Source organism: Kitasatospora dryopteridis (assembly GCF_050749075.1).
In the GTDB taxonomy this organism is placed as follows: Bacteria; Actinomycetota; Actinomycetes; order Streptomycetales; family Streptomycetaceae; genus Kitasatospora.
Window position 1 is genome coordinate 2,919,003 of the sequence record NZ_CP192749.1, and the last position, 13,062, is coordinate 2,932,064.

Below are 13,062 nucleotides of genomic sequence, written 5' to 3' on the forward strand. Positions count from 1 at the left end.
CGCACACCGGACAAGCAGGCCGTATGCGCACGCGTCCCCGTTCACCGTCGCCCGACGGAGGCCGGGGGCGCCGCCGCGTCGGCCCACGCTCCGTCAGAAACCCGACGAATCACCCTGGCGGCGGTCGCCGCTGCTTCCGCGCGACGCCTATGATCGGCGGCGGTGGCCCGACCCGAGGGGTTCGATCGAGGGGTTGGATCGGACAGGGGCGTGGACCGCCGTGGACACGGACAACTGCACTGCGGCAGCCGTCCGGATCATGCGGGAGCAGCGGACGGGAGCATGCCGTGCCGGGGCGAAACGAGGGGGTCGACGCACACCACACGGTCGTGCGACACGAGGAGATGCACCGTGAGCGCCCCGGCCGCCCCGAGCCGCCGCACGCGCCACCCGGCCGGGCCGACCAGCACCCCTCCGTGCAGTCCCCGCTGCAGTCGTCCGTGCAGTCGTCGGTGCAGCCTCTGGGGCCGCTGCTGACCGGCCAGCAGGTCGCCGCCGAGCCTCCGGTGACGGTCGAGCCGCTGGTCTCCTGCCCCACCTGCGCCGGCCCGGTCGGCGGCAGTACCGGGCGTCTCCTCGCCGCCCTGCGCGCCAGCGAGTCCCGGTTCCGGGCGGCGTTCGCCGACGCGGGCATCGGAATGGCGCTGATCGACGCCGACGACCTGATCATCGAGGCCAACCCCGCCTTCGCGGCGATGCTGGGGCGCGAGCCGTCCGACCTCGCCCGGACGCACATCCACGACATCATCGACCCCGAGGACACCCCCCGGCGCCTCTACCTGGAGCTGGTGCACGGCAAGCGGGACCGCCTGCGGGTCGAGAAGCGGCTCAAGCACAAGGACGGCCGCTCGGTGTGGAGCAAGGTGACCCTCTCCCTCATCCGGGACGGCGCCGAGCACCCTCTCTACACGCTCGCCATGGTCGAGGACGTCACCGAGCAGCGGCTCCTCGGCGACCGGCTGGCCTACCAGGCCCTGCACGACCCGCTGACACGCCTGCCCAACCGCACGCTGTTCTTCGAGCGTCTGGAGGCGGCGTTCCTCGCCGTCGGCGTGCGGACGGGCCGCGGCCATGGCGAGCGGGGGCCCGGCGGCGTTGTGGGCGTCGGGGGTGCCGGTGTCGGAGGCGCGGGTGGCGGACGCGTCGGGGGCGTCGGCGGTGCCGGTGCGGTGGGCGTGAGGAGTGCGGTACAGGCTCCGGCCGCGAGTTCGATGGGCGGTTCGGCCGGCAGTTCGGCCCGGGGTCTTCTCACCCACGGCACGGCCGTGCGGAACGGCATGCCGGGGGCCGGGCAGCGGACCCCCGACCGGGCGGTGGCCGAGAGTGCCGACGGCGAGCGCGAGCCCCGGATCGGGCTCTGCTACCTCGACCTGGACGGCTTCGCCGTGATCAACGAGACGCTCGGCCACCACGTCGGCGACCAGCTGCTGGTAGCCGTGGCCGCCCGCCTGGAGAACGGTTTCGCCCACGGGGACAAGCAGCTCGTCGCCCGGCTCGGCGGGGACGAGTTCGCCCTGCTGGTCACCGACAGCGAGGGGTCCGAGCAGCTCACCGCGCTGGCCGGCCGCCTGCTCGAAACGCTGGAACGCCCGTTCGAGATCGGCGGGCACCGGCTGTCGGTCACCGCCTCGGTCGGCGTGGTGGAGCGTCCGGTCGAGGGCACCTCGCCGACCGACCTCCTCAAGGACGCCGACTCGACCCTGTACTGGTCCAAGGCCGACGGCCGGGCCCGCTGGACGCTCTACGACCCGGCCCGCGGCGCCCACCAGCTGACCCGGCAGCTCCTCTCCACCGCACTGAGGCCCGCCCTGGAACGCGGCGAGTTCACCGTGGAGTACCAGCCGCTCGTCGGGCTGTCGGACGGCCTGGTGCACGGCGCCGAGGCCCTCGTCCGGTGGCGGCACCCCCGGTACGGGACGCTCTCCCCCGACCGGTTCATCCCGCTGGCCGAGGAGTCCGGGGCGATCGTGCCGCTGGGCAAGTGGGTACTGGAGGAGTCCTGCAGACAGGCGAGACGCTGGCTGGCGGAGTTCCCCGACTCCGACACCTTCGTCAGCGTCAACCTGGCCGCCCGTCAGATCTGGGACTCGGACGTGGTCGCGGACGTCGCCGAAGTCCTGGAACGCACCGGCCTGCCGGCCGGACTGCTGCAGCTGGAGATCACCGAGAGCGCCCTCCTCGGCCCCGGCGGACGCCCCATCCAAGCCCTGCAGGCCCTCGCCGACATGGGTATCCGCATCGCGATCGACGACTTCGGCACCGGTTACTCCAACCTCGCCTACCTCTCCCGCCTCCCGGTGCACGTCCTGAAGCTCGACGGCACCTTCGTCGAGGCCTTCCGCGACACCAGCGGCATGCCTCCCGGCCGCCCCGGCGGGCGCGCCCCCGCCGGTGACACGGACAGGGTCCGGTCACGGCGGACGGAGGCGGACGAGCAGATCGTCGGCGCCATGGTGCAGCTCGCCCACGCCCTCGGCCTGACCGTCACGGCCGAGGGCATCGAGAACGCCGCCCAGGCGGAACGGCTCCGCCTCACCGGCTGCGACACCGCCCAGGGCTGGTACTTCGCCAAGCCCGGTGAGGCGGAACTCGTCGCGGAGATGCTCCGCGAGAGCCGATCCCGCTGACGCTCCGCGGCAGTTCCACGGCAGCTCCACGGCAGCCCGTGGGCTACACCGCCGGGGTGCCGAGCGGCTCCACAACCGCCTGGAGCTCGGTGGGGGCTGCGGTCAGTCCGTAGGCCTCGGCGATGAGCCGGTAGGAGCGGTGGCGCGCCTCGTGACCGTGGATGTGCGAGGTCACCATGAGCTCGTCGGCACCGACCTGCTTCCGCAGGGCCTCCAGGCCGTCGGCCACCTGCCCCGGCCTCCCCAGGACGACGTTGCCCAGCCAGCTCTCCAGGAAGTCCGCCTCCATCTCCGTGTAGGGGTGGGCCTCCGCCTCCTCCGGGTTGGGGATCAGACCCGGACGGCCCTGGCGGAGCCGGAGCATCGCGAGGCCGGCCGACCGGGCGAGTCGCAGCGCGTCAGCCTCCTGCTCGGCCGCGACCGCGCTGACGCCGATCAGCGCGTACGGCTCCTCCAGGACCTCCGATGGCCGGAAGGAGCTGCGGTACAGATCGAGCGCCGGCACCGTGTTGGCGGCACTGAAGTGGTGGGCGAAGGCGAACGGCAGGCCGAGGCGCCCCGCCAGCCGCGCGCTGAAGCCGGACGAACCGAGCAGCCAGATCGGCGGTCGGGCGCCGTTCTGCGGGACGGCGCGCAGGCGGGCGTACGGGTGGCCGTCCGGGAAGTCGCCGTCCAGGAAGTGCGTCAGCTCTGCGAGCTGCTGCGGGAAGTCCTCGGCACCGTCGGTGAGGCCGCGGCGCAGGGCCCGGGCCGTGGCCTGGTCGGTGCCGGGAGCCCGGCCCAGGCCGAGGTCGATCCGCCCGGGGTGCATGGCCTCCAGCAGGCCGAACTGCTCGGCCACGGTGAGCGGCGCGTGGTTGGGCAGCATGACACCGCCGGAACCCAGGCGCAGGGTCCGGGTGTGGGCTCCGAGATGGGCGAGCAGCACGGCCGGGTTGGAGCTGGCGACGCCCGGCATGCCGTGGTGCTCGGCGACCCAGAAGCGGTGGTAACCCCAGCTCTCGGCGGATCGGGCCAGCTCGGTGGTGGCGGCGAGGGCGTCGGCGGGCGTGTAGCCGGCACCGACGGTGGCCAGGTCGAGGATCGAGAGGGGTGCCGGGGCCGTACCCCGGGCCCTTCCGCGAACGGGGTCGTCGGCGGCGGTTTCTGCGGCGGTGACGGCTTCTGAGGTGGTGGCGCCGGCCGTGGTGGCGGCGCCGGCCGTGGCGGTATCGGTGCCGCCGAGGGCGGCCTTCCCCGCGTGCTCCTGGGTGCCGCCCGTCTGCTCGCCGCTCATGCCGCCCGTCCTCCTGATCGCTGCGGGTCGTTCGTCGCCGGTCGGCCGACCGGCGACCTGGGTCAACCGCAGGGCGGGCGGCCGTGTTCCCGCGGCGGGACAGTTTTGCCGCGAGGTCCGGGGCGCCGGGCTCCACGGCCGGAGCCGCTGGCGACTTCATGCCAGCGCGGGAAGTCGCCAGTCCCTGAGGTCGCGTCAGATAGTGGGATCGGGCAAAGTTACTCATCAGTGCGGTGCATTCATCACCGCGCTCCTGACGAAGACCGACGGGCTGGACCAGCACCGGCGGTCCCCACGAGCCCCCGGAGCGGCACCCCGCTCCGGGGGCTCGCGCCATGTTCGGGGCAGCCCGTACTGAGGGCACGGGCGTGGGCGCGAACAGGACCGCCGACCTGCCCGGACGAGGAGCGTCACCCCGCACCGAGCGAGGCCCGCCGGCCCGCCGCGGGGCGCGGGTTCCCGAATCGGGCTGTGAGTCACAGCACAAGGGGGGTGCTTCATGGCATGAAAGGTCGAGTCGCTAGCGTTACTCCTCGCAGCACTGCTCTCCCCCGGGCGGTCTGGAGGGAGTTCGACCTTGGACGCCGCAGCCGTACTCGGCCCGTCGTGGATCTGCGCACTGGCGCTGTGCGCCGTGCTCGGTGACGCGTTCCTTCCGTTCCTGCCGAGCGGGACGCTGGTGATCCTCGCGGTGCTCCGCACCTCCGAGGTCGACGGCGCACCGCTGCTGCTGGGGCTGGGCGTGGCCGTCGCCTCCTTCCTGGGTGACCTGCTGCTGCTTCGGCTCGCACGTCGCGGTGCACCTGCGGTGCACCGACGCCTCGCCCGCCGCCCTGCCCTGGCCCGCAGCGTGGAACGCGTCCAGGAGAGCCTGGCCCAGCGCACCAGCCGGGCGGCCGCCGCCATCGTGATCATCGCCCGGTTCATCCCGGCCGGACGGACCGTCATCGACCTGGCGGTCGGGCACTCGAACTCGTCCTCGCGCGGATTCCTCCGCTGGTCGGCGCTGGCCGCCGTGGTGTGGGCCGCTTACATCGTCAGTCTGGGCTGGCTGAACAGCCACTGGTTCGACACTGCCTGGCTCAGCCTGGCGGTCTCGTGCACGGCGGCGACCCTGATCAGCAGCGCCATCGCCCGCGTGGTCCGCCGTCGGCGCAGGGCCCTGGCCGCCTGCTGACCGACCGCCCGACAGCCGGGCACCGGTGGCCTGCGGGACTCCGGAGACCCTCGGTGGCCAGGGTGGCGCCCGAGAGCGGGCCGACCCAACTCCTGCCCATGGATCTGTCTCAGGACGGCAACAGTCGGATGGCTCATGGAGCCGTGCGGGCATGGTCTGCGTGGTGCGTAGGGGTGGACGCGGCGTTTCGGCAGCTTCGACGCTCGTGACATCCTTGAGCAGGAATACTGACCAATTGTCCGATTGTGTCGGCGCCGTCCGGATGCCTCCCAGGTGTCCGGACGACTGCTGGGTGCGGGCACCACGCGGGTAGGGGAGACCATGAGCAGCATCTCGCGCAGGGCTGTGCTGAGTGCCGGTGCGGCCACCGCGGCACTTGGCGCCGTCACCGCCTGTTCCGGCGGCGGCAAGTCGAAGACCCGCGGGTCGGGCTCCAAGGGCGGCTCGGGGGACGGTGCCGGCGCCAAGGCGACCAGCACGCCGGTCAAGGGCACCCCGCTCGGGGACGGGTCGACGTCGGACACCGGTGTCCAGCCGAAGCAGCCCAAGCCCGAGAAGCTCAAGCCCGGCGAGCAGCCGCCGCAGTTCGTGGTGTTCTCCTGGGACGGCGCGGGTGCCACCGACGACGGGCAGTTCAGCCGGTTCCTGAAGATCGCCGACGAGCACAAGGCGTCCATGACCTTCTTCCTGTCCGGCATCTACACGGTGCCGAAGGAGAAGGCGAGCCTCTACCACCCGCCGCGCCACCCGGTCGGCGCGTCGGACATCCCGTTCCTCTCCGAGAACGCCGTCCGCAACACCATCAAGCTGCTCAGCCAGGCATGGCTGGCCGGCCACGAGATCGGCACCCACTTCAACGGCCATTTCTGCGCGCGGCAGCCCGACGACGGCAACGCGGTCAACAAGTGGACCCCGGAGGACTGGGAGAACGAGATCCAGCAGGCCGTGTCGTTCGTCACCCAGTGGAAGACGAACACCGGCTTCACCGACGTCGATCCGCTGCCCTTCGACTACAAGAAGGAGCTCATCGGCGGCCGCACGCCCTGTCTGCAGGGCCAGAAGGCACTGCTGCCCACTGCCGCCAAGCTCGGCTGGAAGTACGACGCCAGCTCCCCCGGCGGTCTGCAGATATGGCCGCAGAAGGTCCAGGACGGCAAGATCTGGGACTTCCCGCTGCAGGGGCTTCCGTTCCCCGGCCACAGCTTCCAGGTGCTGTCGATGGACTACAACATCCTCGCCAACCAGTCGCACGGTACGACGAAGGGCGATCCTTCGAAGTACGCGGAGTGGCGGACGCAGGCGCGGGACGCCTACCTGGCCGGCTTCAACCGTGCGTACACCACGAACCGGGCGCCGCTGTTCATCGGCAACCACTTCGAGCAGTGGAACGGCGGCATCTACATGGACGCCGTCGAGGAGACCATCAAGGAGATCTCGAGCAAGCCCGACGTCCGGCTGGTGTCCTTCAAGCAGTTGGTCGAATGGCTGGAGGTCCAGGACCAGTCGACGCTGCGCAAGCTCCGGACCCTCGGCGTGGGCAAGACGCCGACGGGCGGCTGGGAGAGCTTCCTCGGCACGGCCGGCTGACGGCCGGGGGCGGACGGCTGCCGGGCTGCCCCGGAAGCCGTCCACCGATCCGATCGCGTACCGCCCGGCCGTCCGGCGACAGGCCGTCCGGCGTCGGATCGTCCCGCCGTCAGGCCGTGGCCCTGTTGCCCAGCAGCCGCTCGGCCACGGCAGTCGCGCCGACGGCCCCACCGATGATCGAGTAGTGGTTGGTGCCCGGCACTGACATGGCGGGCACACGGGTCTCGTCCAGGGCGGCAGTCTTGATCCGCTCCGCGTCGTAGAGGCCCTGGGGCTCGTTGAGCAGCCCGCGTTCGGCCCAGAGCAGTTCTGCCGGGCACGGCAGGTGGTGGACGGCGGCTGCCGCGTCCTTGTCGAGCAGGACCTCCCGGCCGTCCTGCCGAATGGCCTCGTGAACACACGAGGAGCGGAGCTCGGGCTCCCGGCCGACCAGGTCGCGCTGCGTGTAGGCGTCCATCCGGGCGGACCAGGCACCGTCGAAGGCCGGATGGCCCTGCCAGAACTCCCGGTACGCCTGGCGGTCCGGGAAGGTCATCGACAGCCGGGCGAGCGCCGGGCCGAGGACGGCAGCAAGGGCGTCGTCCTCGTGGACGCCCGGCGGCAGCGGGAAGCTGAGAGCGCCGTCGACGAGCAGCACCCGCCGCACCAGCTCCGGGTGGCGGACCGCGGTGAGCGCGCTGACCCAGGCGCCCATGGAGTGGCCCACCAAGACAACGGGTCCGGGCGCCAGAGCGCTGATCACGGCGGCCACGTCGTCCGCGTGGCGGGCGAGGCCGAACGGGCCGTCGACCGTCCGGCTGCCGGCCCGACCCCGCAGGTCGGGCGCCACCAGTGCGACCCGGCCGGCAATGCGGTCGGCCACTTCGCCCCAGGCGAGGGCGTTGGCGGTGATGCCGTGGACGGCAACCACCGTGGGGGCGTCCGGGACACGGGCGGGCCAGCGGAGGACGGCAAGGTCGCCACCGGGTACGGGGACGGCCAGCTCGTCATGGCCGGGGGCTCCGGAGATGGTCACACTGCCTCACTTCCACGGGTCAGAGCGGGCACGGTCGCACGGGCGCGGGTGGCGCGCAGGCGGGCGGGCAGTCTAGCCAGGCCACCGGGCAGGAGGTAGACCACCACGACGAAGAGGGCGCCGAGAAGAAAAAGCGGCTGCGAAAGGGGCACCCGGAGGACGGCGGGCAGGTCGGCGATGGCGGACGAATTGGCGAGGTCACCCAGGCGGTGCCCGGCCCAGGTGTAGAGGACGCCGCCGAGGAGGGGGCCCCACCGTGTGCCCGAGCCGCCGAGCACCACCATGACCAGCAGGGCGAGCGTGGCGTCGGAGGTCGCTGCCTGGGGCGTGGCGCCGCCGGTGAGCAGCAGGTAGACGACTCCGCCGGCGCCGGCCAGGGAGCCGGCCACGACGAAGGCGATCAGCTTGTAGCCGTACGGCCGCAGGCCGAGCACTTCGACCCGGCGCTCGTTCTCCCTGATGCCGGCCCAGACCCGGCCGGTGGGCGAGCCGACGGTGCGGTGCACGATCGCGAGGGTGAGGACGAGGTAGCCGAGCGCGATCCAGTAGAGGTTGGCGGTGTTGCCGATGCCGACCAGCCAGGACGGCAGCATGTCGGTCGGCGTGGCACGGCCCTCCTCTCCACCGGTGAGGCCGTGCGGATTGCGCTGGACGAGGATCGCGCCCGCCTGGGCGAACGCGAGCGTGACCATGGAGAAGCCGATGCCGGTCACCCGGAGGCTGACGGCGCCGAGCGCCAGGGCGAGCACGGTGGCGGAGGCAATGCCGACGGCGGCGGCCGCGGCGAACGGGAGGTGGAGTTCGAGCATGGCCAGGTCCGTGCAGTAGAGACCCGTGGCGAAGTAGAGGGCGTGTCCGAAGGAGAGCAGGCCTGTCCGGCCGAGGAGCAGGTCGTAGCCGGTGGCGAGGGCCCCGTAGAGCAGGCACAGGGCGATCAGTTGCAGGCTTCCGGGGCTGCCGAGCGGGCCGTCGAGGAGCCCCGGGACGGGAAGCGCACTGTATGGGGCGACAAGGAGCAGGATCAGCAGAGCGATCGGCCACCAGCGTAGTGCTCGGCGGAGCGGAGTCGAGCCCTCGGAAAATGATTCACCTGTTCGAGGGATGGTGTGGCCACGCACCGCCGTTCCAGAATGTCCGTCAGAAACACTGCCGGGCAATGACGCAGTGATGCCCGTCGGGCTTTCGGTGCTCGTGGTCGAGGAGTTGGTGCTCACGCGAGCCTCCCGGTGAGTCCGCGGGGCCGTACGAGCAGCAGTACGGCGAGGAGTACGACGACGGAGAGATCGCCCAGCCCGGCGGCGGTGTAGTAGTTGGCGAACTGCTGGACGAGGCCGACCGCGGCGGAGGCGACCGCAGCGCCGGTGACGGAGCCCATGCCGCCCATGACGACCACGACGAAGGCGAAGACCAGAAGACCGGTGCCCTGGCCGGGGTTGACCGAGCCGAAGTAGAGGCCGGCCAGTGCACCGCCGAGCGCGGCAGCAGCGCCGCCGATGGCAAAGACGAGAGTGAACGCGCGACGCACATCGATCCCCAGGGCCGTGACCATGGCACGGTCCTCGACACCGGCCCGCACGATGAGGCCGTAGCGGGTCCGGGCCAGGAACAGGCGCAGGAGCAGCAGGACGACGAGGGCAGCCCCCATCAGGACGAAGCGGTTGACCGGAACGACCGCACCGAGCAGCGAGACCGTGCCGGACAGCTCCTCCGGCTGCGGGAAGGGGCGGGCGTCGGCGCCCCAGACACCCATGAGAAGGGCAGGCAGGGCCAGGCCGACCCCGACGGTGGCCAGGATCTGGTCACGTGGACGGCTGTAGAGGGGCCGGATCACGGCCAGTTCGAGCAGGACCGAGGCAAGGGTCCCGATAGCCGTGCCGAAGAGTACGGCCAGCCAGAAGCTCATCCCCGCTTCTGCCGCTGCCCACCAGGCGGCGTACGCGCCCACCGAGAGCAGAGCGCCGTGGGCGAAGTTGAGCACATCCATCAGCCCGAAGATCAGTGACAACCCGGAGGCCACCAGGAAGTAGAGAGCACCCAGCCCCAGACCGGTACAGGTGAGGAGGACGACAGTGTTCATCGGGAGGTCACCTCCGTGACGGACGATCCATCGGGGTCGCCACCGACCGCGGCCTGATCGGCCGTCGCGGAGGGCTCAGCAGGCAGGGAAGACACGGAGGGCACAGTCGGCTCCGCCGACACAGCGGCTGCAGCCGGCGTACGGCGGCTGCCGACGCCGAGCAGCCGGCGGGAGGCGTCCTCGTCGGCCAGCAGCTCCGCAGTGTCGCCCTGGTGGACGGTGCGCCCGTCCGCCAGGACTGCGCATCGGCCGGCCAGCCGCCTGACCAGCGCGAGGTTCTGTTCGACCAGGAGCACGGGTACGCGTTCGGCCGCACGGGCCAGGACGTCCGCCACCTCCGAGACGATCTTCGGCGCCAGGCCCTTGGTGGGCTCGTCGGCGATGATCAGGCGGTTGCGATTGAGCAGGGTGCGGCCGATCGCCACCATCTGCTGCTGTCCTCCGGAGAGTGTCCCGGCAAGTTGCCGGGAGCGCCGGCGCAGCTCGGGGAACAGCTCGTGGACGAGGTCGTAGGCGGGCTCGGCGTCCCGTTCGGCCAGTCGCAGGTTCTCGGCGACCGAGAGGCCGGCGAAGATGCCGCGGTCCTCCGGGGCGTAGCCGATGCCATGCCGGACCACGAGATGGGTCGGCAGGCCGACGAGCTCGGCCCCGTCGAACAGGAGGCTTCCCGTCCTCGGGACAAGGCCCATGATCGCCTTGGCCGTCGTCGTCTTGCCGGCCCCGTTGCGGCCGAGCAGTGCCGTGACACCCGAGGCCGCAACGTCGAAGTGCACCCCGTGCAGGATGTGCAGGCCGTCGATCACGACCCGCAGGTCGCTTACGGCGAGCAGCGGCCGCGCCTCGACGGGGCCGGTCGGGACCAGAGGTTCAGCCAGAGAGGAGTCGTCCGTCACAGCGCCTCACCGAGATAGGCCTGCTGCACGGTGGAGTCCGCCATCACGGCGGCAGGCGTGTCCAATGCCAGAAGGGTGCCGTGGTGCATCACGGCGAGTCGGTCGGCCAGGCCGAGCAGGACGTCCATGTGGTGCTCGACCATGAGCACCGTCCGGCCGGAGTCCCGGTGCACCGAGCGGATGAGCTCGGTGAGGGCCGGTACCTCCTCCGCGCTGACGCCGGCCATGGGCTCGTCGAGCAGGATCAGCCGCGGTTCGGCGACGAGCAGGACGGCCAGCTCCAGCTTTCGCTTCTCGCCGTGCGACAGGGCGCTCGCCAGAGTGTCTGCGCGGTGGGCGAGTTCGGTTCGCTCCAGCGTCTCGGCCACCTGGGCCGAGAAGCGGTCCGCCCGGCGCCACAGCCGGTAGGAGGCCGCCGGCCCCGCCGCGGCCTGGGCGGCGAGCCGGACGTGCTCGGCGACCGTCATCCCGGCCCACAGGGAGGAGGTCTGGAAGGTCCGACCGAGGCCGCGCCGGGCACGGGCGTGGACGGACTGGGTGGTGATGTCGGCACCGTCCAGCTCCAGGGCCCCGTGCGTCGCCGGGCAGATGCCGGAAATGATGTTGAACAGCGAGGTCTTGCCGGCACCGTTCGGACCGATGAAGGCGACGAACTCACCCTCGCCGACGGTGAAGGACACGTCCTCCACGATCGGAACACCCCTGACCGACCAGCCCACCCCCTGCAACCGCAGGACGGGCGCCGCGTCGGCCTCGGCCTCACCACCGGTGGCCCCCGCCGCCGCCCGCGCAGTTGCCGACGCCGCCCCTGGCACCGACGCCGACGCAGTTGCCGACGCCGGGCCGGAGACCTCCCGGCCCGGCGAGGATACGGATCGCGCCATGTCGCTCAGCCCGCCATGGCGATGACGGGGGGCGCGACCTGCTCGGCGGGGAGCGTCTTCTCCACCGTCGGCTTGGCTGCGGCACCCGTGCCGCTGAGCTTGACCTGGAACATCGGCTGCAACAGGGCGTGGTCCTCGGCGCGGACCGTGAGCCGGCCCTTGACGCCGTCGAAGCTCCAGCCCTCCAGCGCCTTCACCAGTGCAGCGGTGTCGTCGGCCGAGCCGTGGTTGGCCTCGATCGCGTGGACGATCATCTGGGCGGCGGTGAAACCGTCCGGGGTGAAGATGTCGGGCTTGCTACCGGCCTTGGCCACGGCCTCGGTCATCGTCTTCTCGACGTCGGTGCCGGCCGCGCCCCCGAAGTAGTGGTTGAGGAAGGAGATCTTCTCGCCCGCGGGGCCGAACAGCGGGTACGAGGCGGCGAGGTCGAGCCCGGTGACCACGCGGGTGGCCGAGAAGACGTCCTGCTGGTTGAGGGAGGTCCACAGCGCGGACGCCGTCTCGCCGGCCCAGGCGACGAACAGCAGGTCGGGCTTGGCGGCCTTGGCCTGGGTGGCGAACGGCGTGAGGTCGGTCGCACTCGGCGGGGCGAGTACCGCGTCCACAGTGGCACCGGCCTTGCCGAGGACGGCCTTCACGGCGGCCACGTTGGCCTGGCCGAAGGCGCTGTCCTGCGCCAGCACCGTCACCTTCTTGCCCTTGGCGTCGCCGACGAACGAGGCCGCGGTGAGGGTGTCCTGGTACGACTGCCGGCCGGAGCGGAAGGTGTACTTGTTGAGCGCGGTGACCTTGTCCGCCGCGGCGGGGCCGCTGATGAACAGCACCTTGTTCTGCGCGGCGAACGGGGCGACCTGCAGGGCCACGCCGGAGGCCGTCGAACCGGCGAGGATCTTGTAGCCCTTGCCGATCAGGTCCTTGGCGCCGGAGACCGCCTTCGCCGGGTCACCGGCGTCGTCCTGCTCGACGAACTCGATCGGGTGCCCGTCCACCTTGCCGGTGCCCTTGGTCGCGTAGTCGAGACCGGCTTTGAAGCCTTCCAGGTACTGCTTGCCGTACGCGGCGAGCGGCCCCGTCTTGGAGTAGAGCAGCCCGACCTTGACCGGGCTCGAGGCATCGCCGCCCGAGCCGCCCGCAGCTTCCGTACCTGCCGTACCGGCCTTGGCACAGCCGACCGCGAGCACGGCACACGCCGCCAGCACCGCGATCCGGCGGCCGGCGCGCAGCGAACGCCCGCCGGGGGCACCGGAGACGGCGACGGTCGCGGAAACGCCTTCCGCTCCAGTGGATCTGACTCGGGAAGAGATTCTGCTGCGCATGGCGGACGGCTCCTGGGGATTGCTGCGGGGGTGGATGCCGGAACCGTAGGAGCACGCCCAGGGGCGCGACATGTGGCCGGACGACGCACTGCCCGCCGCGGCTGTGTGCTCTGCAGCCATGTCCGCGCGCCGGGCGGCCTCCCGTGTGGTCGAACCCCACGGATCGCGCACGTCGAGTGTCGGGAACCGCCATGGATCGGCCCCCGCCAC

Annotated in this window: 10 protein-coding genes; 3 read left to right on the forward strand and 7 right to left on the reverse strand. The window is 71.8% G+C overall.

The window, feature by feature from the left end; genetic code table 11:
- The first annotated feature begins 329 nt into the window (after window positions 1-329).
- Window positions 330-2,627, forward strand: a complete 2,298-nt coding sequence (locus ACQ614_RS13195; protein ID WP_431678732.1) for a putative bifunctional diguanylate cyclase/phosphodiesterase — start codon at window positions 330-332, stop codon at window positions 2,625-2,627.
- A 43-nt stretch (window positions 2,628-2,670) separates the two neighbouring features.
- Here the strand turns inward: ACQ614_RS13195 and ACQ614_RS13200 are convergent, their stop codons facing one another.
- Window positions 2,671-3,903 (reverse strand): LLM class flavin-dependent oxidoreductase, encoded by a 1,233-nt coding sequence (locus tag ACQ614_RS13200; protein WP_431678733.1) that lies wholly within the window; start codon window positions 3,901-3,903, stop codon window positions 2,671-2,673.
- A gap of 577 nt (window positions 3,904-4,480) precedes the next feature.
- On the opposite strand from ACQ614_RS13200, the gene ACQ614_RS13205 reads away from it, so the two are divergent.
- Entirely contained in the window at window positions 4,481-5,080 is a 600-nt protein-coding gene (locus ACQ614_RS13205) for a DedA family protein (RefSeq protein ID WP_431678734.1), read from the forward strand.
- Window positions 5,081-5,401: 321 nt separating this feature from the next.
- Window positions 5,402-6,667 (forward strand): hypothetical protein, encoded by a 1,266-nt coding sequence (locus ACQ614_RS13210; protein ID WP_431678735.1) that lies wholly within the window; start codon window positions 5,402-5,404, stop codon window positions 6,665-6,667.
- A 109-nt stretch (window positions 6,668-6,776) separates the two neighbouring features.
- On the opposite strand, the gene ACQ614_RS13215 is transcribed toward ACQ614_RS13210, so the two are convergent.
- The 6 genes from ACQ614_RS13215 to ACQ614_RS13240 form a co-directional block, all read right to left on the reverse strand.
- Window positions 6,777-7,676 carry an alpha/beta fold hydrolase gene (locus tag ACQ614_RS13215; protein ID WP_431683909.1) on the reverse strand — a complete coding sequence of 300 codons (900 nt, stop codon included), beginning with the start codon at window positions 7,674-7,676 and terminating at the stop codon, window positions 6,777-6,779.
- Between the two features lie 2 nt (window positions 7,677-7,678).
- Window positions 7,679-8,785 carry a branched-chain amino acid ABC transporter permease gene (locus tag ACQ614_RS13220; RefSeq protein ID WP_431683910.1) on the reverse strand — a complete coding sequence of 369 codons (1,107 nt, stop codon included), beginning with the start codon at window positions 8,783-8,785 and terminating at the stop codon, window positions 7,679-7,681.
- 107 nt (window positions 8,786-8,892) lie between these two features.
- Window positions 8,893-9,759 (reverse strand): branched-chain amino acid ABC transporter permease, encoded by an 867-nt coding sequence (locus tag ACQ614_RS13225; protein ID WP_431678737.1) that lies wholly within the window; start codon window positions 9,757-9,759, stop codon window positions 8,893-8,895.
- On the reverse strand, window positions 9,756-10,652 hold the full coding sequence (locus tag ACQ614_RS13230) for an ABC transporter ATP-binding protein (protein ID WP_431678738.1): 897 nt from the start codon (window positions 10,650-10,652) through the stop codon (window positions 9,756-9,758). Before ACQ614_RS13230 ends, ACQ614_RS13225 begins: the two co-directional genes overlap by 4 nt.
- On the reverse strand, window positions 10,649-11,341 hold the full coding sequence (locus ACQ614_RS13235; RefSeq protein WP_431678739.1) for an ABC transporter ATP-binding protein: 693 nt from the start codon (window positions 11,339-11,341) through the stop codon (window positions 10,649-10,651). Before ACQ614_RS13235 ends, ACQ614_RS13230 begins: the two co-directional genes overlap by 4 nt.
- Window positions 11,342-11,541: 200 nt before the next feature.
- Window positions 11,542-12,852 (reverse strand): substrate-binding domain-containing protein, encoded by a 1,311-nt coding sequence (locus tag ACQ614_RS13240; RefSeq protein ID WP_431678741.1) that lies wholly within the window; start codon window positions 12,850-12,852, stop codon window positions 11,542-11,544.
- Window positions 12,853-13,062 lie beyond the last annotated feature (210 nt).